General features: G+C 71.8%; 16 protein-coding genes. 12 read left to right on the top strand and 4 right to left on the bottom strand.

From position 1 onward, the window contains the following. The first annotated feature begins 20 nt into the window (after positions 1–20). The 7 genes from mtrA to secA all read left to right on the top strand — a co-directional run bounded on the left by mtrA (position 21) and on the right by secA (position 10,506). Positions 21–695 (top strand): MtrAB system response regulator MtrA, encoded by a 675-nt coding sequence (mtrA, locus tag ACUYMY_RS11940; RefSeq protein ID WP_481703762.1) that lies wholly within the window; start codon positions 21–23, stop codon positions 693–695. 281 nt (positions 696–976) lie between these two features. Continuing rightward, the gene (mtrB, locus tag ACUYMY_RS11935; RefSeq protein ID WP_481705050.1) at positions 977–2,710 is read left to right on the top strand and encodes an MtrAB system histidine kinase MtrB; all 1,734 of its coding nucleotides are present in this window, start codon (positions 977–979) and stop codon (positions 2,708–2,710) included. Next, complete coding sequence (locus ACUYMY_RS11930) at positions 2,707–4,428, top strand: LpqB family beta-propeller domain-containing protein (RefSeq protein WP_481703761.1); 1,722 nt, start codon at positions 2,707–2,709, stop codon at positions 4,426–4,428. The genes mtrB and ACUYMY_RS11930 overlap by 4 nt, the downstream gene beginning before the upstream one ends. An 84-nt stretch (positions 4,429–4,512) precedes the next feature. Then, a complete protein-coding gene (locus tag ACUYMY_RS11925; RefSeq protein WP_481703760.1) occupies positions 4,513–5,499 on the top strand; it encodes a ComF family protein in 987 nt (328 codons plus the stop codon). A gap of 147 nt (positions 5,500–5,646) precedes the next feature. Continuing rightward, positions 5,647–6,387, top strand: a complete 741-nt coding sequence (gene hpf / locus ACUYMY_RS11920) for a ribosome hibernation-promoting factor, HPF/YfiA family (protein WP_481703759.1) — start codon at positions 5,647–5,649, stop codon at positions 6,385–6,387. Positions 6,388–6,450: 63 nt separating this feature from the next. Further along, positions 6,451–7,695 carry a winged helix-turn-helix domain-containing protein gene (locus ACUYMY_RS11915; RefSeq protein ID WP_481703758.1) on the top strand — a complete coding sequence of 415 codons (1,245 nt, stop codon included), beginning with the start codon at positions 6,451–6,453 and terminating at the stop codon, positions 7,693–7,695. 75 nt (positions 7,696–7,770) lie between these two features. Next, a complete protein-coding gene (gene secA / locus ACUYMY_RS11910) occupies positions 7,771–10,506 on the top strand; it encodes a preprotein translocase subunit SecA (RefSeq protein ID WP_481703757.1) in 2,736 nt (911 codons plus the stop codon). A 105-nt stretch (positions 10,507–10,611) separates the two neighbouring features. Here the strand turns inward: secA and ACUYMY_RS11905 are convergent, their stop codons facing one another. Next, positions 10,612–11,226, bottom strand: coding sequence for an Rv3235 family protein (locus ACUYMY_RS11905; RefSeq protein ID WP_481703756.1), 615 nt, complete (start codon positions 11,224–11,226; stop codon positions 10,612–10,614). 152 nt (positions 11,227–11,378) lie between these two features. Then, complete coding sequence (locus ACUYMY_RS11900; protein ID WP_481703755.1) at positions 11,379–12,185, bottom strand: LysM peptidoglycan-binding domain-containing protein; 807 nt, start codon at positions 12,183–12,185, stop codon at positions 11,379–11,381. A gap of 172 nt (positions 12,186–12,357) precedes the next feature. Here ACUYMY_RS11900 and ACUYMY_RS11895 point away from each other — a divergent pair, with 172 nt between their 5' ends. Further along, positions 12,358–12,912, top strand: coding sequence for a hypothetical protein (locus tag ACUYMY_RS11895; RefSeq protein WP_481703754.1), 555 nt, complete (start codon positions 12,358–12,360; stop codon positions 12,910–12,912). Positions 12,913–13,008: 96 nt separating this feature from the next. Here ACUYMY_RS11895 and ACUYMY_RS11890 read toward each other — a convergent pair whose 3' ends face one another. After that, positions 13,009–13,230 (bottom strand): helix-turn-helix transcriptional regulator, encoded by a 222-nt coding sequence (locus ACUYMY_RS11890; RefSeq protein ID WP_077490060.1) that lies wholly within the window; start codon positions 13,228–13,230, stop codon positions 13,009–13,011. A gap of 158 nt (positions 13,231–13,388) precedes the next feature. Here ACUYMY_RS11890 and ACUYMY_RS11885 point away from each other — a divergent pair, with 158 nt between their 5' ends. The 4 genes from ACUYMY_RS11885 to ACUYMY_RS11870 are packed head-to-tail and all read left to right on the top strand — an operon-like array spanning position 13,389 to position 21,822. Further along, positions 13,389–14,030 carry a hypothetical protein gene (locus ACUYMY_RS11885; protein WP_481703753.1) on the top strand — a complete coding sequence of 214 codons (642 nt, stop codon included), beginning with the start codon at positions 13,389–13,391 and terminating at the stop codon, positions 14,028–14,030. Beyond that, positions 14,027–15,340 (top strand): CpaE/TadZ family protein, encoded by a 1,314-nt coding sequence (locus tag ACUYMY_RS11880; RefSeq protein ID WP_481703752.1) that lies wholly within the window; start codon positions 14,027–14,029, stop codon positions 15,338–15,340. The genes ACUYMY_RS11885 and ACUYMY_RS11880 overlap by 4 nt, the downstream gene beginning before the upstream one ends. Before the next feature lie 53 nt (positions 15,341–15,393). Next, positions 15,394–20,301 (top strand): NAD-glutamate dehydrogenase, encoded by a 4,908-nt coding sequence (locus ACUYMY_RS11875; RefSeq protein ID WP_481703751.1) that lies wholly within the window; start codon positions 15,394–15,396, stop codon positions 20,299–20,301. 48 nt (positions 20,302–20,349) lie between these two features. Next, entirely contained in the window at positions 20,350–21,822 is a 1,473-nt protein-coding gene (locus ACUYMY_RS11870; protein WP_481703750.1) for a sensor histidine kinase, read from the top strand. A 126-nt stretch (positions 21,823–21,948) separates the two neighbouring features. Here ACUYMY_RS11870 and ACUYMY_RS11865 read toward each other — a convergent pair whose 3' ends face one another. Beyond that, positions 21,949–22,197, bottom strand: coding sequence for a WhiB family transcriptional regulator (locus tag ACUYMY_RS11865; RefSeq protein ID WP_077490065.1), 249 nt, complete (start codon positions 22,195–22,197; stop codon positions 21,949–21,951). Between the last annotated feature and the right edge of the window lie 201 nt (positions 22,198–22,398).

Below are 22,398 nucleotides of genomic sequence, written 5' to 3'. Positions count from 1 at the left end.
TGTGGGGGAGAGTGGAAGGCATGAAGGCACGCATTCTGGTCGTCGACGACGACGAGGCCCTGGCCGAGATGATCGGCATCGTCCTGCGCAACGACGGCTTCGAGCCGGTCTTCTGCGCGGACGGCGCCCAGGCCCCGGACGTGTTCCGGGCGCAGAAGCCCGACCTGGTCCTCCTGGACCTCATGCTCCCCGGCCTCGACGGGATCGAGGTCTGCCGGCAGATCCGCTCCGAGTCGGACGTGCCGATCGTCATGCTGACCGCGAAGTCGGACACCTCCGACGTCGTGCGCGGCCTCGAGTCCGGCGCCGACGACTATGTGCCCAAGCCGTTCAAGCCGGCCGAGCTCGTGGCCCGCGTGCGCGCGCGGCTGCGCCCCGGCGAGACCAAGGCGCCGGAGACCCTGCGCATCGGCGAGGTGACCATCGACGTCGCCGGCCACACGGTCAAGCGCGGCGACGAGTTCATCTCGCTCACCCCGCTCGAGTTCGACCTCCTCGTGGCGCTGGCCCGCAAGCCGTGGCAGGTGTTCACGCGCGAGCTCCTCCTCGAGCAGGTCTGGGGCTATCGGCACGCGGCGGACACGCGGCTCGTCAACGTCCACGTCCAGCGGCTGCGCTCCAAGATCGAGCGCGACCCCGAGGCACCCGAAGTGGTCCTGACCGTCCGGGGCGTGGGCTACAAGGCCGGGACCTGACCGAGAGGACCCCTGAAGCGGACGTGGACACGGAGGAGCAGCGCGCAGCCCCGGCCCAGCCGGAGCCCCCGCACGACGACGGCGCGCTCGAGCGTGCCCGGGCGTTCGCCGCGCTGACCCGCCGCGCCGTGCGGGAGCAGGCCGTCCCCGCGATCCGGCGGGCCCGGGCCTGGGCCGTCGAGGACTGGAACTCCGCCCGGCTCCCGGCCCGGATCCGCCTCGCGCGGCTCCTCGTGCGCCGGTGGTCGCGTTCCGAGCGCCCCCGGGACCGGGCCAGGCTGATGGCCAGGCGGTCCAGGACCCTCGCCGTGAGGGCCGGCCGCGGGATCGTCGCGGGCGCAGCCGGGATCGTTCCCCGGATCGCCTCCGTGCGCGGGGGCTTCGTTCGCCGCTGGCGCCGCTCGCTCCAGTTCCGCACGGTGCTCGTCACGCTCATGCTGACGTTCATCTCGTTCCTCGCCGTCGGCGCGTACCTGTCCAACCAGATCGCCAACAACCTCTTCCAGGAGCGGCTCACCCAGGCGGAGCTGCAGACCCGTCAGGCCGTCGAGCAGGTGCAGGAGACGTTCGACGGCGCCCAGGTCACGGACCAGCAGGGTGTGCTCAAGCTCGTCAACGACACGCTCGACCAGCTCGAGGCCCGCGAGTCCGTGTCCCCTCGGCAGTACGTGTTCCTCGCCGTGCCGAACCAGGACCAGCCGCGCAACCGCTGGGTCGACAGCCGCGCGTCGTACCTGCGCACCGAGAACGACATCCCCCTTTCCCTCCGGGAGGCCGTGCAGGGATCCCAGCAGGAGCAGTTCTGGCAGTCGGTCCCGCTCACGACGGCGAACAACGAGGTGCACCCGGCGATCGCCGTCGGGAACAAGGTCAGCTTCGGCGGCACGGTGTACGAGCTGTACCTCCTCTACGACATCCAGACGGCGCAGCAGACGCTCGACGACATGCAGAACGTGCTGTGGTTCGGCGGGATCTTCCTGCTCCTGCTCATCGGAGCGATCGTCTGGATCGTCACGCGCAGCGTCGTCTCGCCCGTGAGCCACGCCGCGGCGGTCTCCGAGAAGCTCGCCGCGGGCCAGCTCGAGGAGCGCATGGCGGTCGAGGGCGAGGACGAGGTCGCCCGCCTCGGCGCGGCCTTCAACCACATGGCCGCGAACCTCCAGGACCAGATCACGGCCCTCGCGACCCTGTCCCACATGCAGCAGCGCTTCGTCTCGGACGTGAGCCACGAGCTCCGTACCCCGCTCACGACCGTCCGGATGGCGGCCGAGGTCCTCTACGACGCGAGGGACGAGTTCAACCCCGTCACGAAGCGCTCCGCCGAACTGCTCTACAACCAGGTCGAGCGCTTCCAGGCCCTCCTGAACGACCTGCTCGAGATCTCGCGCTTCGACGCCGGGGCCGCGATGCTCGACTCCGAGGCCCAGGACATCGTCGCCGTCGTGGGCAACGTCATCGAGTCGGCGGCGCCCGTCGCCGCCGATGTCGGCTCGGAGGTGCGCTTCTTCACGCGCTCGCCGAGCATCATCGTCGAGATGGACGCCCGGCGGATCGAACGCGTCCTGCGGAACCTCCTGCTCAACGCGCTCGAGCACGGCGAGGGGCGCCCCGTGGAGGTCTTCGTCGCCGCGAATTCCGACGCCGTCGGCATCGCCGTGCGCGACCACGGCATCGGGATGACCCCAGCCGAGGCCGCGCGGGTCTTCGACCGCTTCTGGCGGGCCGACCCGGCACGCGCGCGCAAGACCGGCGGCTCGGGCCTCGGCCTCTCGATCGCGACCGAGGACGTCAAGCTCCACAACGGCTGGCTCCAGGCGTGGGGCAGGCCGGGGGAGGGCTCATGCTTCCGGCTCACCCTCCCGCTGCGCCGGGACGGGCAGATCAGCGACTCGCCCGTGGCGCTCGAGCCCCCCGCCGGCGACGTCGCCCTCATGGAAGGGCAGGCGACGCGCGGCGTCGTCGTCGGCACGGGCGCCGTCCCGCCGATCGGTGAGCAGGCAGGGGAGGCGCCATGACCCGCCGCCCGTTCGCCGCCGTCGTCGTCTGCCTGGCCGTGATCCTCGCCGTCCTCGCAGGCTGCGCCCGCATGCCCACCACGGGGCCCGTCGGCCGGAGCGAGGACAGCGCTCTCACGGGCGGCAACGCCCCGCAGTACATCCCTCCAGGGCCCCGCGACGGCGCGAGCCCGCAGTCGATCATCGAGGGCTTCTTCAACGCCGGGAGCGGCTACCAGAACGACTTCACGGTCGCGCGGCAGTTCCTGGCCCCCGCGAACGCCGTCTCCTGGAAGCCGAGCCAGCGCACGCTTGTCTACCGCGGAAGCGCGACCGTCGTGACCACCGGACGCGAGAACGAGTACCGCTACGAGATGGACCTGGCGTACTCCGTGGACGCCGATGGGATTGCGACCCCGTTCCCCGCCGGCACCCGCGAGTCGATCGACGTGAGCCTGTCCTCGATCGATGGCCAGTGGCGCGTCTCCAAGCTCCCGGACGGGACCGCCATCCCGGAGGAGACGTTCAAGGTCCTTTACAAGGCCTTCCCCGTGTACTTCTTCGACCCCTCCTTCTCCACGCTCGTGCCGGACGTGCGCTGGTTCATCGACAACTCCGGTGTCGCGAAGTCCCTCGTGAGCGCGCTGCTCGCGGGGCCCGCGCCGTACCTGCGCTCCGCGGTCGCGAGCGCCTTCCCGCCCGGGACGCGGCTCGAGCGGGAGTCCGTGCCGATCGTGGACAGCATGGCCCAGGTCGACCTCACGAGCGAGGTCCGCGACGCATCCTTCACCGACCGGCAGCGCATGCACAGCCAGCTCGTGCGCACGTTCAGCGGGATCACGTCGGTGGTGGGCGTCTCCCTGCGCTCCAACCTGAGCGAGGTGGCCCTCGTCGACCCGTCCGCGGGCGGCCAGGCGCCCGAGCCGACGGTCGACCCGAAGGTGCCGGGGTGGCAGGTCGCCGTGGCCGGCGGCGAGCTCGTCCTGTACGCGGACCGGCAGGCGAGCCGCATCGACGCCCTGCGCTCGGTGGCGCAGTTCGGCCCGGAGCACCCGGCCGCGGCCTCGTCCCAGGGCGTCTTCGCCTTCATCGGCTCGGGCCCGGGGCTGTACTCGGTCGTGCCCAACCAGCCCGCCCGGCTGCTCGACGCGCGGACCCGGCTGAGCCCGCCATCGATCGGACCCGGCGGGTGGGTCTGGAGCGCGGGGCCGGGCGCGGACGGCGGGACGGAGGTCATCGCATTCCGGCCGCAGGGCGTGGCCGAGGGCGCGGACGTGCCGAAGGCCGTCCTGGAACCCCCATGGCTCGCCGGACGGGTCATCGAGGACGTCCGCGTCTCGCGGGACGGGACGAGGGCCCTCGTGCTCTCCGCGGCCAGCGGGCAGACGGTGCTCCAGCTTGCCGGGATCGTGCGCGGGACCGACGGCACCCCGCGCGAGCTCACGTCGCCGATCACCCTCAATGTCGGGCAGGAGCAGTATCGGCGTGCCGTGTGGGTGGACGACCTGACCGTCCTTGTGTCCGGCCTGTCCGCGGCGGACCCGGTCACGCCGGCCCTCGTCTCCCTCCGCGGCGGGGAGCCCCGCCAGCTGCCGCCGCTCAACGGCATCCAGTCCGTCAGTGCCGGCAATGGCGACCAGGAGGTCTACGCCCAGACCGGCGCGGGCGTCTTCCAGCTCGTGCGCAACTCGTGGGTCGAGCTGGGCAAGGGCGTCGAGGACCCGGCCTTCGCGGGCTAGCTGTACCGCCGGGAGTCTCCCGGGTTTTCCACATCACTGGGGGAGCCCCTCCCCGGATCCGGCGCGCCCCGTCAGGCTGGGCACATGGACGACGGCGGGATCCCCGGGGCCGGTGGGACGGCGCGGCATGCGGCCGGGCCGCGCACGTGGGCCGGTCGGGCCGCCGCGGGGCTACGCGCCGCCGCCGGCGACCTGCTCGGGCTCGTGGTGCCCGGCGACTGCGTCTCGTGCGGCGCGCCCGAGCTGCTCCTGTGCATCGCCTGCCGGCGGCGCCTGAGGGCCCTGACGTCGACGCCGCGGCGGGTCGAGGCGCACGCGCCGGCGCTCGTCGAGGAGGACGGCGGCGTCCTCCTCGCGGCCGTCGCCGCGGGGCCCTACCGGGACGAGCTCTCCCTCGGGGTCCTCGCGTTCAAGCGGCACGGGAGCGCCGAGCTCGCGGCCGAGCTCGCCTCAGTCCTCGCGCGGGCGCTGCACGCCGCGGTCGGGGGAGAGGAGGTCTGGCTCGTGCCCGTCCCCACGACCGCCTCGGCCTACCTCCGGCGCGGCTTCGACCCGCTCGGCCTCCTCCTCGCGCGGCTGCGGCGCGAGGACAGGCTCCCGCCCCGGGCGGTGTGGGCCGAGGCCCTGCGGCCCCGCCGCCTCCGCCCCACCGAGCGACTCGCTGCCGTGGCGCGGGCGGTCCTCGGGACCGGGGCCGCCCAGAAGGGGCTCGGCCGGCGCGCCCGGCGCTCGCACGCGTCGGGCTCGCTCGCGGCGCGTGACCGCATCATCCTTCGACCTGTCCGCGGACGGTCCATACGGCGGGGAGATGACGGGATGGCCACGCTGCGCGGCCGCCGCTGCATCGTCGTCGACGACGTGCTCACGACCGGTGCCACCGCGCGCGAGGCCGCCCGCGCACTCGAGGCCGCGGGCGCCGTCGTCCTCGGGCTCGTGGTCCTCGCCTACGTCCCGCTGCCCGACGTGGCGGACGAGCCGGGCGCTCCGGAGGCTCCGGAAGCACCGGACGCGCCCGGGCCGGGCGACTACGCTCCGAGCGGACAGTTCGGAAATGCGGGCAACAAGGGGTGAATAAACGGTGTCCATCCACTAACGTCGGTTATGGGTTCCATAGCGAGGAATCTGTCGATAGCGGCTCAGGAAAGGGGCTCGACTGTCACGGTGAGCTCTGCTTCCTCAGCTGTTTCGGGCTGAACTCAGAAGTTTCTGGAGGGCACCATGGAGTTCAAGATCAGCGGACGCAACCTGACCGTGTCGGATCGCTTCCGCGAGTACGCGAGCGAGAAGCTCGAGAAGATCGGAACGCTCGCGGACAAGGTCCAGCGTATCGATGCCAAGTGCTCTAAGCAGAACGGCGCCCGCTCGGGCGGCGACCAGCTCACCGTCGAGCTCACGGTCACCGGACGCGGCCCCGTCATCCGTGCCGAGGCGACGGCCCCGGACAAGTTCGCAGCTTTCGACCTCGCCTACGGCAAGCTCCTCGAGCGCCTGCGCCGGGCCAAGGACAAGCGCAAGGTGCACCACGGCAAGCACGCCCCTGTGGGCGTCGGCACTGCGACGGCCGCGCTGCCGGTCGTGAGCGGAAGCACCCCCATCTACGCAGAGCACGCCCTCGACGTCCCATCCGGGAAGCTCGACAGGCGTGAGGCGGAGGAGCGCTCGCCCTACGAGATCGAGAACGACATTCCCGCGGGAGATTCGCCGGTCCTCATCCGGCGCAAGGTCTTCCCCGCCGCGACGCTGACCCTCGACGACGCCGTGGACAACATGGAGCTCGTCGGCCATGACTTCTACCTCTTCATCGACGCCGACACGAACACACCCTCCGTCGTGTACCGGCGCCGGGGGTGGACCTACGGCGTGATCAGCCTCGACCGGGCCTGCGAACCGGGCAAGACGAAGGTCGAGGAGCGCATCCTGGCGTACCGCTCGGACGACGAGAGTGCCGTCGTCTCGTAGCCGAAGGCCCGGCGCGGCCTTGAGGCATGGGCCGGCGCCGGGACAGGCCGGGGCGGGGGTCGCATGGCAGCGTCCCTGACCCTGGCCCAGGCCCGGCGCATCGCGCTCGCGGCGCAGGGACTGCACCGCCCCCGGCCCACCGGCCCCGCCACGGCGAGGTCGGTGGGCCGGACCTTCGCCCGGATCCAGCTCGCGCAGATCGACTCCGTCAACGTCCTCGTGCGCAGCCACTACCTGCCGTTCTTCTCGAGGCTGGGCCCGTACGACCGTGCCATCGTGGACAGGCTCGCGTCCCGGAGCCCCCGGCGCATGATGGAGTACTGGGCGCACGAGGCCAGCTTCATCCGCCCGGAGCATTTCCACGCCCTGCGGGCGTGGCAGAAGCGCGCCTGGGTCGGCGCCGGAGGCCTCGACCCCGCCCTGCGCGAGGACATCGAGGCGCGCATCCTCGAGGCCCTGGCGCACGGCCGCCCGCAGACGGCGGCCCAGCTGACCCAGCGGCTCGAGCACGACGCCCCGAAGGGCGACGCGTGGGGATGGAACTGGAACCCCGTCAAGCGCGTGCTCGAGGGCCTGTTCGAGGCGGGCACCGTGAGCAGCGCGGCCCGGACGGCCCAGTTCGAGCGCCGCTACGCGCTCACCTCTGCCGTGCTGCCGCCCGGCATTCCCGACGGCGGCGCGGCGGACCCCGACGAGGCGATCCTGGCCCTCACCGAGGCCGCCGCCCAGGCGCACGGCATCGGGACGGTGCGATGCTTCGCCGACTACTTCCGCCTGCCACTGCGCGCGACGGCGTCCGCCGTCGACCGGCTCGTCGCCGCCGGCTCGCTCGAGGAGGCGTCCGTCGAGGGCTGGCCCGACCGGCTGTACCTCCACCCGGCCGTCGCGGCGCCCCGCACCGCGACAGGACGCGCGCTCCTGAGCCCGTTCGACTCCCTCGTCTTCGAGCGCCGGCGCCTCGAGCGGCTCTTCGGCTTCCGGTACAGGATCGAGATCTACACCCCCGCCCCGCGCCGCGAGTTCGGCTACTACGTCCTGCCGTTCCTCCTGCGCGACCGGATGGCAGCGCGGGTCGACCTCAAGGCCGACCGCGCGTCCCGGACGCTCCTCGTGCAGGCCGCGCACGCCGAGCCCGACGCGCCGGACGACACGGCGGCGGAGCTCGCCGACGAGCTGCTCCTCATGGCCAGCTGGCTCGGCCTGGACGATGTGAGGGTCGCCGACCGCGGAAGGCTCGCCCCCGCCGTCGCCCGCGCAGTGGGTGACCGGAACCTGAGCGCCTCCTCGCACGTGTCTCCCGTAGACTGAGATCCGCCCGCCCGCGGACCGGGGGCGCGCCAGCTGCATGCACAGAACCGCCATTGACAAGGGAGCACAGCCACCGTGGCAAACCTTCTCGAGAAACTCCTGCGCACCGGCGACCGCCGGACGCTCAAGCAGCTGCGCGTGTACGCGGACGCCATCAACGCCCTCGAGGACGAGTTCCGCGGCTTCACCGACGCCGAACTGCGCGGCGAGACGGACCGGCTCAAGGCTCGCTACGAGGACGGCGAGAGCCTCGACGACCTGCTGCCCGAGGCCTTCGCGGCCGTGCGCGAGGCCGCGGGCCGCACGCTCGGGATGCGGCACTTCGACGTCCAGCTCATGGGCGGAGCGGCCCTCCACCTCGGCAACATCGCCGAGATGAAGACCGGCGAGGGCAAGACGCTCGTCGCGACGGCGCCCGCGTACCTCAACGCCCTCACGGGCCAGGGCGTCCACGTCGTCACGGTCAACGACTACCTCGCCGAGTACCAGTCCGAGCTCATGGGGCGCGTCTACCGCTTCCTCGGCGTCTCGAGCGGCTGCATCCTGGCCAGCATGGACCCGGCGGAGCGCAAGAAGCAGTACGAGGCCGGCATCACCTACGGCACGAACAACGAGTTCGGCTTCGACTACCTCCGCGACAACATGGCCTGGGACCGCAGTGAGCTCGTGCAGCGCGGGCACCACTTCGCGATCGTGGACGAGGTCGACTCGATCCTCATCGACGAGGCCCGCACGCCGCTCATCATCTCGGGCCCCGCCCAGGGCGACGCCAACCGCTGGTACTCCGAGTTCGCCAAGCTCGCCCTGCGCCTCGGCGAGGGCGACTACGAGGTCGACGAGAAGAAGCGGACCGTCGGCGTGCTCGAGCCCGGCATCGAGAAGGTCGAGGACTACCTCGGCATCCACAACCTCTACGAGTCCGCGAACACGCCGCTCATCGGCTTCCTCAACAACGCCATCAAGGCCAAGGAGCTGTTCAAGCGGGACAAGGACTACGTGGTCCTCGACGGCGAGGTTCTCATCGTCGACGAGCACACTGGCCGCATCCTCCCGGGCCGCCGCTACAACGAGGGCATGCACCAGGCCATCGAGGCCAAGGAGGGCGTCGAGATCAAGGCGGAGAACCAGACGCTCGCCACGATCACCCTTCAGAACTACTTCCGCCTCTACTCCAAGCTCTCCGGCATGACGGGCACCGCCGAGACCGAGGCCGCGGAGTTCATGAGCACGTACAAGCTCGGCGTCGTGCCCATCCCGACCAACAAGCCCATGGCGCGCATCGACCAGTCGGACCTCGTGTACAAGAACGAGGTGGTCAAGTTCGACGCGGTCGTCAAGGACATCTCGCGCCGGCACGCGACGGGGCAGCCCGTGCTCGTGGGCACCACGAGCGTCGAGAAAAGCGAGTACCTCTCCAAGGCCCTGGCCAAGGCCGGCGTCCGCCACGAGGTGCTCAACGCCAAGAACCACGCCCGCGAGGCCGCCATCGTCGCGCAGGCCGGCCGCAAGGGCGCCGTCACCGTGGCCACGAACATGGCCGGCCGCGGCACCGACATCATGCTCGGCGGCAACGCCGAGTTCATGGCCGTCGCCGACCTCGCTGCCCGCGGCCTGGACCCGGAGGAGAACGCCCAGGAGTACGAGGCCGCGTGGCCCGAGGCCCTCGAGGCGGCCCGGCAGGCGGTCAAGGACGAGCACGAAGAGGTCCTGGCACTCGGCGGGCTGTATGTCCTCGGCACCGAGCGGCATGAGTCCCGGCGCATCGACAACCAGCTCCGCGGCCGCTCCGGGCGCCAGGGCGACCCGGGCGAGTCCCGCTTCTACCTCTCGCTCACGGATGACCTCATGCGCCTCTTCGGCACGGGCGGTGCCGAGCGGCTTATGGCCTCGAGCCTGCCCGACGACACGGCGCTCGAGTCGAAGATGGTCTCCCGGGCGATCCAGTCGGCGCAGGCCCAGGTCGAGGGCCGCAACGCTGAGCAGCGCAAGAACGTCCTCAAGTACGACGACGTCCTCAACCGCCAGCGCGAGGCCATCTACGGCGACCGGCGCCGCATCCTCGAGGGCGACGACCTGCACGAGAAGGTCCAGTACTTCCTCGAGGACACGCTCACGGCCATGATCGAGGCCGCGACGGCCGAGGGCAACGGCGACGACTGGGACTTCCACGCCCTGTGGACCAACCTGCGCACCGTGTACCCCATCACGCTCACGCCGCAGGACATCATCGACGAGGCCGGCGGCAAGCCCCGGGTCACGGTCGAGATGCTCAAGGAGGAGATCCTCTCGGACGCCAAGCTCGTCTACGCCCAGCGCGAGGAGGCCCTCGGCTCGGAGATGATGCGCGACCTCGAGCGGCGCGTCGTGCTCTCCGTGATCGGGCGGAAGTGGCAGGAGCACCTCTACGAGATGGACTACCTCAAGGAGGGCATCGGCCTGCGCGCGATGGCCCAGCGCGATCCGCTCGTCGAGTACCAGCGCGAGGGCTACGCGATGTTCCAAACCATGATGGAGGCCATCCGCGAGGAGTCCGTGGCCTTCCTCTTCAACCTCGAGGTCAAGCCGGCCGAGGCCCAGGAGGGCGCCCCGGCGCCCGGGCTCGAGGCGCCCGCGCGGCCCGTCCAGCTCCAGTACACCGCCCCTGCGGAGGACGGCTCGACCGAGACCCACGTCGAGCAGGCGCGCTCGGCCAAGGCCGCCCAGAACGGCGGCGGTGCAAAGTCCGGGCAGCCCGGCGGTGGCGCCAAGGCAGGGCATTCCGGAGGCTCCGGCGCCAAGGGCGGTCCCGGGCGCCGCACGCGGCGCCGCTGACGGCCCGGGCTGGACACGAGGACGGCGGCCGGCTCCCCACAGGGGGGCCGGCCGCCGTCGTCATGATTGCTGGACGCTCCCTGGCTCGTGGCCGCGGCTCGGGACTCACCCGATCTCGAGGGCCGTGACCTTCCAGCCGCCCCGGTCCGAGGCCTCGAGGCGGAGGGCGACGGCGCGGCAGCGCGCCGCGTCGACCACGACGACTGCGGCCTCGTAGACGCCCGGCTTCACGAGGGTGGCGCGTGCGGCCTTCACGACGGCGGCGCGGTGGACGAGTGCCAGCCGCCGTCCCGAGGGCCCCTGGCGGCCTGCCGTGCTGGCGCGGCTGAGCTCCGCGCGCAGCTGGACCGGGGCGAGCAGGTCGCGGTGGAGCCACAGGGCGAGCTGCTGGACGGGCCGCGTGCCGGCGAGCGCCTCCATGGCCGCCAGCGTGATGGTGGCGGCGAGGCGGCGGACCTCCTCCGCCTCGTCGGGCGCCGGGACGGCGCGCAGGCGCCGGACCGGCGGCTCGGGCCGGAGGTCCTCCGGGACTGCGGCGAGGGCCGCGCTGCCCGCGGTCCGCGCCCGCCCCCGCTGCGCCTGGGCCGATGCGGGCTCGGCGGGCCTTGGACGGTGGAAGCGGAGGACGTCCGCGGTCCGGGGCCCCTCGGGGACGGCGTCCGCGCGCCGCTGAGCAGTGCGGCCGGCCGCCGTGCCGGGGACGTCGATGGGTGCGGTCATGGCGTGCTTCCTTCTCTCGGGGCTGCGGGATGGGCGGCGGCTGAAGTGTTGCCGGCGCAGGCAAGTCCTGTGGCCGGCGGTTGCTGGCCTCTTGGCCTTGGGCAGGTGGTGTGGCTGGCATGAGGTTGCTGGCGTGATGGCTCTGGCACGGCCTACGGGGGCGGCAGGAGCAGCTGCCCGGGCCTGACGAGGTCGGGGTCGCTGCCGATGACGCTCGCATTCGCGGCGTACCAGCGCGGCCAAGCCTCGGCGATGTCGAGGTCAGTCGCGCCCGGTCCGAGCTGCCTGGCCGCGATGGCCCACAGCGAGTCGCCCGGGCGGACCTCGACGGCGGCCGGTGCGGCGGCCACTCGCGTCGGCTGCCTGACGAGCGGACCCGCCGCCAGCGGAGGCGCCGCCGGAACCCACGCGGCCTCCGGGACGGACTCCTGGGGCTCTGCCGCCGCCACGGCAGGGGCGGCGTCAGCCTGGGCGGCACGTGCAGGCACCGGGGCGGCGAGCGGCGCGGCGGCCTGCGACACCGGGGCCGGCTGCCACGCAGGGTCCGGCAGGGACGGAGCCGCATGCACTGCTGGGGCCGCGACGAGGCTCAGGCCGAGCGTCATGAGCGCGAGTCGGCGCATGAAGGCGGGGGCGAAGGCCCCGGTCCAGCGCGACGCCCCCCGGGCCCCCGCTGCCTGCAGGAGGGCGGAGACCACCGCGAGGGCCATCGCCAGGAGCCACCACACGACGACCACGAGCCCCGCCACGCTCGCGACCAGCCCGAGCAGGACCGTGACGGTCCGGGGCGAGGCGGCGTCGAGGGCGGGCGGTGCCATGCGCAGCCAGTCGCCCCGGGCCCCGGGCGCGGCGTCGCCGGCGAGCATGCCTCCGGCGGCGACGAGGACCGCCCCCAGCGCGAGGACCGCGGCCGTCACGAGCCCGTCCACCGCGAGCTGCTGCCTGCGCGTGTTCTCCATCGTTCCCCCCCGAAACGCGGTGGCGGCGAGCCGTGTCCCACCGGTTTGATGTAGTTTGATGCTGTTTGATGAGTTCTGGACAAGTTTGAGCATTAAAAGCCGCTCTTGTCCAGCCTTCTGGTGATTTGCGGTGAATTGACCGACCGCGGCCCCGCTCCCTAGGGTGGGGCGCATGCGCTGGGACAGCCTGTTCGACGACTTCGAAGCACAGCTGGCCTCCGCCGCGCGGCTCGAGCAGGAGGCCCAGGTGGCCGAGCTCGTGCGCGCCGAGCAGGCGGGGATCGGGATCGTCGAGAGGCTCAGGGGCCAGGGGAGCGCTCCGGTCGAACTGCTCCTGCGTGCGGGGGTCCGCCTGCGGGGTCCCGTGAGCCAGCTCGCGGACGCGTGGTTCGTGGTCGATGCCGCCCCGCACAGCACCCTCGTGCCCGTCGGGGCTGTCGTGTCGGTAGCGGGGCTGGGGCGCGGCGCGCGGTCGGAGGGGTCTGCGGTCCGCAGGTCCCTGACCCTCGCGTCCGGGCTGCGCGCCCTCGCGCGCGACAGGGCCGTCGTGTCCTGCCTGGCCGACGGCGGGGCGGGGGAGCCGCACGTCATCGCGGGCACGATCGACACGGTGGGGAGGGACTACCTCGAGCTCTCGGTGCGTCTGGACGACGCCTGGGCTGCGCCGTCGGCTGCGACTGCGCTCGTGCCGTTCGGGGCCCTTATCGCGGTGCGCTCGGGCGGCTGATGGCGCTCAGGGAAACCAAGGCCGCGAAAGGCGTGGGGAGACCGAGGCGGGAGTCGGGAGGGCGCTGCTGTGTGGGGCCGGGTGAGGTCTGCGGGGTCAGCCGGCGGTGTGGGAACGGCGTCCCTCGGCGAGCAGCTTCTCGGCCTTGGCGTAGCTGGCCTGGATGTACTCCTCGAGCTTGACGTCCTCGACCCGCCACTGGCCGCGGCCGCCCACTTGGATGGCCTTGAGCTCGCCGCTGCGGACGAGGGCGTACGCCTGTGCCGAGCTGATCTGGAGCTGCTCGCATACATCCGCGAGCGTCAGGAAACGAGGCATGGAAACATTGTGCCAGCTCTCGGGGTGGATTGGCCCAGATTGATCTGGTTATCCACAGTTTGATGCCGTTTGATGCCCTGTGACTTGGGATCGGCCTCGGGCGCCGCAAGAATGTCCCCGGGGGGCCGGCCCTGCGGCCCGTGACTGAGGGGGAACCAATGCCCGCTGCCGAGAATCCGCCCGGCGCTCGGCTGTCCAAGCCGTCCTGGAAGGACCCGCGGCTCCTCGTGGGGCTCCTGCTCGTGCTGGCCTCAGTGGCGGGGGTCGTGGCTCTCGTCGACGCCGCGGACCGCACTGTCGAGGCGTATGCCGCGAAGGAGGACATCGCAGTCGGGCAGACGGTCGATGCCGACAAGCTCGTCCGGATCGACGTCCGCCTCGGGGATGCCGAGGGCCGCTACCTGACTCCCGAGAGCCTTCCGGAGGGCAGGATCGCCCTCCAGCGCGTTCCCAAGGGCGACCTCGTCGCGGCCTCGGTGCTCGGCGAGCCCAGGGCGCTCGACCGCAAGCCCGTGGCGATCAGCGTCGAGGAGGCCCTGCCCGCCGAGGCGGTCGCGGGGACGCGCGTCGACGTGTGGGTCGCGCTGCCGGACGGGCGGAACGGATTCGCCGAGCCGAAGCTCCTGGTCCCCGGTGCCGAGATCTCCCACGTCGAGGCGGCGTCGTCCACCCTCGGCGGGAGCCGCGAGACGCAGGTCCTCGTGCTCGTCGAGGACGGCAAGCTCGCCCAGCTGCTCGGCGCCCAGGCGAACAGCGCCAAGGTCTCGCTCGTGTGGAACCCCGCCGGAGGCAGACGATGAGCATCCCGGTCGTCACGATCGGCGCCGGCCAGGCCGAGCTCGTCGGCTCGCTCGAGCGCCTGCACGGTCCGGTCACGGTCGTGCGGCGCTGCTCCGAGCTGGCCGAGCTCATCGCAGCGTGCCAGACGGGACTCGCGCGCGCCGCCGTCGTCGCGGGCGGGACGGGGGACATCACGGCGACGCTCGTCGACCGCCTCGCCGCCGTCGGCGTCGCCCTGGTGGGACTCACGGACGACGACGCCGAGCGGCTCAGGCTCGACGGCCTCGGCGTGCTCGCTGCGCCGGAGGCTGTGCCGGCGGCCGAGCTCGCGAACCTCATCGCCGAGGCGGTGGAGCGCGCTGCCGCCTTCACCGCCTCCGCTCTGTCGGCGCCGTCCGCGTCGTTCGCGCTCGCCGGGGCCCGCCCGCTCGCGGAGGCCTCGGAGGAGCATGGCCCGGAGGAGCCGGCCGGCGACGGGGAGATCATCGCCTTCTGGGGGCCGATCGGATCTCCGGGGCGCACGACCCTCGCGGTCAACTGCGCGGCGGAGCTCGTGGCCGACGGCCGCAGCGTCGTGCTCGTGGACGCCGACCCGTACGGGGCCTCGGTGGCCGGCGCCCTCGGCCTGCTCGACGACTCGGCGGGCCTCGCCCAGGCGTGCCGCCTCGCGGACCAGGGCGTCCTGGACCGCCGCGCGCTCGAGCGCGTCGCCGTCCCCGTCGTCACCGGCGGAGGGACGCTGCGCGTCCTGACCGGCCTCACCCGCGCGGACCGCTGGCCGGAGCTGCGTGCGGCGGCCCTCACGACGGTCCTCGAGCGCTGCCGCGAGATCGCCGAGGTGGTCGTCGTCGACGCCGGGTTCTGCCTCGAGGCGGACGAGGAGCTCAGCTTCGACACGATGGCGCCGCGCCGCAATGCCGCCACGCTGCGGAGCCTCGAGCTCGCCGACCGGGTGTTCGCCGTAGGCTCGGCGGACACGGTCGGCATGCCCCGGCTCGTGCGTGCGCTCTCGGAGCTCGAGCGGGCCGTGCCCTCGGCGAGCCCCACCGTCGTCTTCAACAAGGTGCGGGCCTCGGCGATCGGCCGCTTCCCCGAGAGGGCGCTCCGCGAGGCCTGGGAGCGCTTCGGTCCGGGGATCCCCATCGGGGCGATGATCCCCCACGACGCCGAGGTCGCCGACGCGGCGCTCCTCGGAGGGTCCGTGCTGCTCGAAACGTCGCCGGAATCCCAGATCCGGACGAGCATCGCCGGACTGGTGTGTACACCTGCACAGCGGAATCGCCGATTCGCCATACGAGGTACCAAAGCAGGCCTCAGGGCAGCGCGTTAGGCTCGACGTGAGCGCTGCGCCGTAGCAGCACCGTCCAGTGGAGGCGAGCCCGAGTGTCGACCGGTACTGCCCAGCAGACCCCGTTCCCATCCGCAGACCAGGAATCCCGGTTCCTCGCGGACTACTACGAGCACCTGGCCGAGGAGGATTCCCAGTCCTACCCGGCGGACCAGCTCGCGGGAAGGGCGCGGGAGCACTGGCGGATCGGAGACGAGCGCACCCCCGGGACCGCGAACATCGCGGTCGTCGACGAGGCCGGCCGCAGCGTCGTCTACATCGTCACGGACGACATGCCGTTCCTCGTCGACTCTGTGAGCGCGGAGCTCGTGCGCCAGCAGATGGCGATCCACCTCGTCGTGCACCCGATGTTCGTCGTGACCCGCCGCCGCAGCGACCACTCCCTCGTCGCCGTCGAGCGCGTCCCCTCCCAGTGGGGCATGACGAGCGGCGACACGGCCACGATGCCGCGGCTCAGCGCGCTCGCGGCGGAGTCGGAGAACATCACGTCGATGGAGTCGTGGATCGCGATCGAGACCAACCGCGCCGGCGCCACGCAGCGCACCGAGATCGTCGAGGGCATCCGCCGCGTCCTCGGCGACGTGCGGGCGGCCGTCGAGGACTGGCAGCCGATGCGCACCAAGGCCCTGGAGATTGCCGAGAGCCTCGGATCCGTCGCCGGGGCCGAGGACATCCCGGACCTCGTGCCGACCCAGGAGCTCCTGCGCTGGCTCGACGCCGGCAACTTCACCTTCCTGGGCTACCGCGAGTACGACCTCAAGACGGTCGACGGCGAGGACGTGCTCGAGCTTGTCGAGGGCAGCGGCCTCGGCCTGCTCCGGGGCGACGGCGCCCACGCCCTCCAGCACCTCACGGCCCAGGGGCAGGAGCACGCCCGCGAGCGGCGAGCCCTCGTCATCACGAAGGCCAACTCGCGCAGCACCGTGCACCGCCGCTCCTACCTCGACTACATCGGGATCAAGCGCTTCGACGCGAGCGGCAGGGTCGACGGCGAGCGCCGCTTCATCGGCCTCTTCGCCTCGAGCGCCTACACCCAGTCCGCCCGCGCAGTGCCGATCGTCAAGGACAAGATCGCCGAGGTCCTGCGCCGCTCCGGCTTCCCCGCGGACTCGCACTCGGGCAAGGACCTCATGGCCATCCTCGAGACGTACCCCCGCGACGAGCTCTTCCAGATCGACGCGACCACGCTGCTCGACACGGTCACGCGCGTCCAGCGCCTCCAGGAGCGCCGGCGGACCCGGCTCTTCCTCCGCCCGGACATCTACGGGCGATTCATGAACGCCGTCGTCTACCTGCCCAAGGACCGCTACAACACAGCCGTGCGCCGACGCATCGAGCAGGAGCTCGAGCGGGAGTTCCACTCCTCCTCGATCGACTACGACTCGCACATGAGCGACTCGGCCCTGGCCCGGCTCTACTTCCGCATCCGCCTCCCCAAGGGCGCGGACGCGAAGGCCGTCGACCTGCGCAGCGTCGACACCGCGGCGCTCGAGCAGCGGCTCGTCACCGCGACGCGCTCGTGGAGCGAGGGCATCGCCCAGGTCCTGCACGAGAACCGGCCGTTCGCCGAGGCCGAGCACCTGTCCGCGCTGTGGGCAGAGGCCTTCCCGGCCTCGTACCGCGTGGACTACACCGTCGAGGACGCCCTCGAGGACCTCACGCGCTTCGAGGCGTACGCCGCCGAGCGGGCGGCGGCCGAGAGGGGCCCCGAGGAGGAGGCGCCCGAGCGGCCCGCCGTCCACGTCTACCTCCCGCACGACGCCGGCGAGGCCCTCGAGGAGGACGCGCGCGTCAAGCTCTACCTCCTCGAGCCCAAGAGCCTGACCCAGATCCTGCCGTTCTTCCACAACCTCGGGCTCGAGGTGCTCGACGAGCGCCCCTTCGAGATCGAGACCGGCGACGCCCGGGAGTTCTTCCTCTACGACCTCGGGCTCAAGTACCCGCCGGGCGCGGACCCGCTCTCGACGGGAAAGCTGCTCGCCGACGCGTTCGGGCAGGCCGTCTCGGGCGAGACGGAGTCGGACAGCCTCGACCGCCTCGTGCTGCGCGAGGGCCTGCGCTCGCGCCAGGTCGCGATCCTGCGCAGCTACGCCAAGTACATGCGCCAGATGGGCAACACGAACTCGTTCGGCTTCATGGCGGACACGCTCCTGGCGAACCCCGAGGTGACCCGCCGCCTCGTGCAGTACTTCGAGGCCAGGTTCGACCCCTCTCTCGGGGACGCCGAGCGGGCCGAGACCTCCGCACGCCTGCGCGGCGAGCTCACCGAGGCCCTCGACCAGGTCCCGACGCTCGACGCCGACCGGCTCCTGCGCACCTTCATCAACCTCATCGACTCGACCCTGCGCACGAACTTCTACCTCGACCGCTCGTACCTGAGCTTCAAGCTGCTGCCCTCGCAGATCGAGGGCCTGCCCTCGCCCAAGCCGGCCTACGAGATCTGGGTCTACTCGCCCCGGGTCGAGGGCGTCCACCTGCGTTTCGGCAAGGTCGCCCGCGGCGGCCTGCGCTGGTCCGACCGGCGCGAGGACTTCCGCACCGAGATCCTCGGCCTCGTCAAGGCCCAGGTCGTCAAGAACGCCGTCATCGTCCCGACCGGCGCCAAGGGCGGGTTCTTCGCCAAGCGGCTCCCGGACCCCGCGCTCGACCGCGCCGCCTGGGTCGCCGAGGGCGTCGAGAGCTACAAGACGTTCATTCGCGGCCTGCTCGACATCACCGACAACCGCGTGACGGTGCTCGAACAGGATGCAGCGGGGGACGGCGCAGTGGCGACCGAGAAGGTCGTGCCGCCGGCCGGCGTCGTGCGCCACGACGGCGACGACTCCTACCTCGTGGTCGCCGCCGACAAGGGCACCGCGACGTTCTCGGACATCGCCAACGGCCTCGCCGCCGACTATGGCTTCTGGCTCGGCGACGCCTTCGCGTCGGGCGGCTCGGTCGGGTACGACCACAAGGCCATGGGCATCACGGCCCGGGGCGCGTGGGAATCCGTCAAGCGGCACTTCAGCGAGCTCGACCTCGACACCCAGACCGAGGAGTTCACGGTCGTCGGCGTAGGCGACATGTCGGGCGACGTCTTCGGCAATGGCATGCTCCTGTCCGAGCACATCCGCCTCGTCGCGGCCTTCGACCACCGGCACATCTTCCTGGACCCGACGCCCGACGCCGCGTCCTCCTTCGCGGAGCGGCGCCGCCTCTTCGCCCTTCCGCGCTCCTCGTGGGACGACTACGACCGCGCCCTCATCAGCGCCGGCGGCGGGGTCTACCCGCGCTCGGCCAAGTGGATCCCGGTCTCGGAGGAGGTCCGCGCCGCGCTCGGCCTGCCAGAGGGCATCGAGCAGCTGAGCGTCAACGAGATGCTCAGGGCCGTGCTCCTGGCGCCCGTGGACATGCTGTACAACGGCGGGATCGGGACCTACGTCAAGGCGAGCACGGAGACCAACGCCGAGGTCGGGGACAAGGCCAACGACGCGATCCGCGTCGACGGCCGCGACCTCCGCGTCAAGGTAGTGGGCGAGGGCGGCAACCTGGGCTTCACCCAGCGGGGCCGCATCGAGGCCGCCCTCCAGGGCGTCATCCTCAACACGGACGCGATCGACAACTCCGCGGGCGTCGACTGCTCCGACCACGAGGTCAACATCAAGATCTTCATCGACCGGATGGCGGCCGCGGGGAAGCTGGACCCGGCCGAGCGCACCGAGTTCCTTGCCTCCATGACGGACGAGGTGGCCCGGCTCGTGCTCGAGGACAACATCGACCAGAACATCCTGCTCGTCAACGACCGCGCGAAGATCGCCGAGTGGAGCCCGAGCTTCGAACGCCTCATGGACTGGCTCGAGGAGAAGGCGGACCTCAAGCGCGACCTCGAGGCGCTCCCGACGACCGAGGAGCTGCACCGGCGCCTCGAGCAGGGCCAGGGGCTGACGTCTCCCGAGCTGTCGGTCCTCGCCGCCTACGCCAAGATCGAGCTCACCGAGGCCCTGCGCGCCTCCGATCTCGCCGATGACCCGTGGTTCCGCGACACGCTGCGCCGGTACTTCCCGCGCCAGCTCGTCGAGCGCTTCGACGCGGACCTTGACAGCCACCCGCTGCGCCGGGAGATCATCGCGACCGTCGTCGCGAACGACATGATCAACCTCGGCGGCATCACCTTCGCCTTCCGCACGATCGAGGAGACGAGCGCGACCCAGGCCGCGGTGGCCAAGGCCTTCGTGGCGCTGCGTGAGATCTACCGGATCGAGGACATGACGGAGGCGCTCAACGCGCTCCCGGCGTCGTTCCCGACTGAGCACTGGACGGCCATCCACCTCGACATCCGCCGGCTCCTCGACCGGGCAGTCCGCTGGCTCCTGCACGAGGGCACCGGGGGGAAGAGCATCGCCGACATCGTGGCCCAGTACGAGCCGACCATGTCCTCGCTGCGGTCGCGGCTGCCCGAGTTCCTCCACGGACAGGACGCCGACCGGGTCTCGGGCCTGCTCGAGAAGGCGAAGGACTGGGACCTGCCGATGGAGCTCGCGCAGCGCTGGGCGGAGCTGTTCGAGAGCTACGCGCTCCTCGACGTGGCCCGGATCGCCCAGACCAGCGGCGCCCCCGTCGAGCGGGTCGCGAGCCTCTACTACACGGTGTTCGACCGCTTCCGCGTCGACGCGCTGCTCGAGCGCATCACCGCGCTCCCGCGGCGGGACCGGTGGCAGTCGCTCGCGCGTGCGGCGCTGCGCGACGACCTCTACGGGACCGTGGCGGACATCACCCGCTCGGTGATGGAGGCCTCGTCCGCGGACGCCGCCCCCGAGGAGGGACTGGCCGCCTGGGAGGCGCAGAACGAGGAGCAGCTCGAGCGGGCCGCGACGATGTTCGCCGAGGTCAACGCCCTCGAGAGCGACGACATGGCGTCCCTCTCGGTAGCATTGAGGCTGCTCCGGTCGATCGTGCGCCACTAGGGAGGCGCCTCGCCGGGCACCTGTGACTCGAGACGACAAGGCGGTGCAGTGGCCATCTTCACGGACCCCATCAGGGAGCATGCTGATTTCGGTCCGGGGGATGCCGAATGGCTGCACCTCCTTGTCGGCGACTGGCAGCTCGTTGCCGACCTCGCGTTCGCGGACCTCGCGCTGTGGTTCCCGCATCCCGACGACGGCTACGTCGCCCTCGCCCACGTGCGGCCCTCGACGACCCACACGGTGTTCCACAGCGACTTCGTCGGGGAGAAGATCCGCCCGGACCTGCGGGCGATCGTGGACCGTGCGTGGGAGAGCCAGTCGATCGAGCGCAGCCACGAGACGAGCTTCAACGCCGAGATGGCCATGCGCGTCGAGGCGGTGCCGTTCGTGCGCAACGGCCGCACGCTCGCCGTCGTCACCTCGCACATGGACCTCTCGAGCTCTCGTATGCCCAGCCGCCTCGAGCTGACCTACCGGCAGTGCGCGTACGACCTCCTGCGCATGGGGACGCTCGGCCTGTGGCCGGACTTCGCCTCGCCGACGGGGTCCCGGCGGGGCGCCCCGCGCGTCGGCGACGGCCTCATCCGCCTCGATGCGGAGGGGATCGTCCAGTACGCGAGCCCCAACGGCGTCTCGGCCTTCCGCCGGCTCGGCGGGATCGAGTCCCTCGAGGGCCGCTCCCTCGCCGAGGTCGCGGCGGGGCTGCTCAAGGACCGGCGCATGGTCGACGAGACGCTGCCGCTCGTTGTCACGGGCCGCATGCCGTGGCGCAGTGAGATCGAGTCCCGTGGCGTGAGCCTGTCCCTGCGCGCGATCCCGCTGCGCGATGAGCACGAGCGCTTCGGCGCCCTCGTGCTGTGCCGTGACGTCTCGGAGCTGCGCCGCCGCGAGATGGAGCTCGTGACCAAGGACGCGACGATCCGGGAGATCCACCACCGGGTCAAGAACAACCTCCAGACCGTCGCGGCGCTCCTGCGCATGCAGTCCCGGCGGATGAAGAGCGACGAGGCGAGGCAGGGCCTCGAGCAGGCGATGCGGCGCGTCGCGACGATCGCGCTCGTCCACGAGACCCTCTCCCAGGGCCTGGCACAAACGGTCGACTTCGACGAGCTCATCGGCCGGCAGTTCCGGCTCTCGGTCGAGGTCGCGACCGAGGGCCAGCACGTCGCGACCGAGCGCCGGGGCGAGTTCGGCGAGCTCGAGAGCGACTTCGTCACCCCGCTTGCCCTTGTCATCAACGAGCTCGTGACGAACGCCGTGGAGCACGGCCTCGCGAACCGCTCGGGGACCGTGTGGCTCACGGCCGACCGCCGGGCGGACTCCTCGGGCAGCGAGGTCCTCGAAGTCACCGTCGAGGACGACGGCGTGGGGCTGCCGGAGGCGAAGACCCGCCACGAGGGCCTCGGGCTGCAGATCGTGCGCACGCTCGTCACGAGTGAGCTCGGCGGGACGATCGAGTGGGGGCAGCGCGACGGGGGCGGAACGTGCGTGCGGATCGTCCTCCGGCCGCGGCACGACTGAACCCGCTCGCGCCTCTGGGACGGCCAGGAGCCGCAGCAGCAGAACAAGCAACAGATGAAGGACCGCCCGGGACAGCGATGCTGTTCCGGGCGGTCCCTTCGTCAGGCCCTGCCGGCCATAGGCGTCCTAGGACGCGCGGCGCGCGCGGGCGGCGCGGCGCTTGAGGGCGCGGCGCTCGTCCTCGCTCATGCCGCCCCAGACGCCGGCGTCCTGGCCGGACTCGAGCGCCCACTGGAGGCACGTGTCGACGACCTGGCAGCGGCGGCAGACACTCTTCGCCTCTTCGATCTGGAGGAGGGCCGGCCCGGTGTTCCCGACGGGGAAGAACAGCTCGGGGTCCTTGTCAAGGCAGGCCGCGCGGTCACGCCAATCCATGGGGTAGTGCAACTCCGTTCTGGGGGGTACGGCGGGCTTGTGAAAAGATTCACGAAGCCGCTCAAAGCAAAGGGGCCTTTGGGGGCCCCGCGATCAACTCCGTTAAAGGTTGTCACGTTAACTGTTTGTAAACAAGGGTTCCGAGCAAGGATTCCAGCCTGTGGCGGGAGGTTTGCGTCACACGTGTGGCGTGAGTCTCAG

This window comes from Sinomonas sp. T428B, assembly GCF_056780155.1.
The sequence above is the reverse complement of the archived record's forward strand: the minus strand, read 5'-3'. Positions and strand labels throughout refer to the sequence as shown.

Bases quoted from the DNA above. Each gene is read 5' to 3' on its own strand.
- mtrA (WP_481703762.1), top strand. From the start codon at position 21: ATGAAGGCACGCATTCTGGTCGTCGACGACGACGAGGCCCTGGCCGAG.
- mtrB (WP_481705050.1), top strand. From the start codon at position 977: ATGGCCAGGCGGTCCAGGACCCTCGCCGTGAGGGCCGGCCGCGGGATC.
- ACUYMY_RS11930 (WP_481703761.1), top strand. From the start codon at position 2,707: ATGACCCGCCGCCCGTTCGCCGCCGTCGTCGTCTGCCTGGCCGTGATC.
- ACUYMY_RS11925 (WP_481703760.1), top strand. From the start codon at position 4,513: ATGGACGACGGCGGGATCCCCGGGGCCGGTGGGACGGCGCGGCATGCG.
- hpf (WP_481703759.1), top strand. From the start codon at position 5,647: ATGGAGTTCAAGATCAGCGGACGCAACCTGACCGTGTCGGATCGCTTC.
- ACUYMY_RS11915 (WP_481703758.1), top strand. From the start codon at position 6,451: ATGGCAGCGTCCCTGACCCTGGCCCAGGCCCGGCGCATCGCGCTCGCG.
- ACUYMY_RS11905 (WP_481703756.1), bottom strand. From the start codon at position 11,226: ATGACCGCACCCATCGACGTCCCCGGCACGGCGGCCGGCCGCACTGCT.
- ACUYMY_RS11900 (WP_481703755.1), bottom strand. From the start codon at position 12,185: ATGGAGAACACGCGCAGGCAGCAGCTCGCGGTGGACGGGCTCGTGACG.
- ACUYMY_RS11895 (WP_481703754.1), top strand. From the start codon at position 12,358: ATGCGCTGGGACAGCCTGTTCGACGACTTCGAAGCACAGCTGGCCTCC.
- ACUYMY_RS11890 (WP_077490060.1), bottom strand. From the start codon at position 13,230: ATGCCTCGTTTCCTGACGCTCGCGGATGTATGCGAGCAGCTCCAGATC.
- ACUYMY_RS11885 (WP_481703753.1), top strand. From the start codon at position 13,389: ATGCCCGCTGCCGAGAATCCGCCCGGCGCTCGGCTGTCCAAGCCGTCC.
- ACUYMY_RS11880 (WP_481703752.1), top strand. From the start codon at position 14,027: ATGAGCATCCCGGTCGTCACGATCGGCGCCGGCCAGGCCGAGCTCGTC.
- ACUYMY_RS11865 (WP_077490065.1), bottom strand. From the start codon at position 22,197: ATGGATTGGCGTGACCGCGCGGCCTGCCTTGACAAGGACCCCGAGCTG.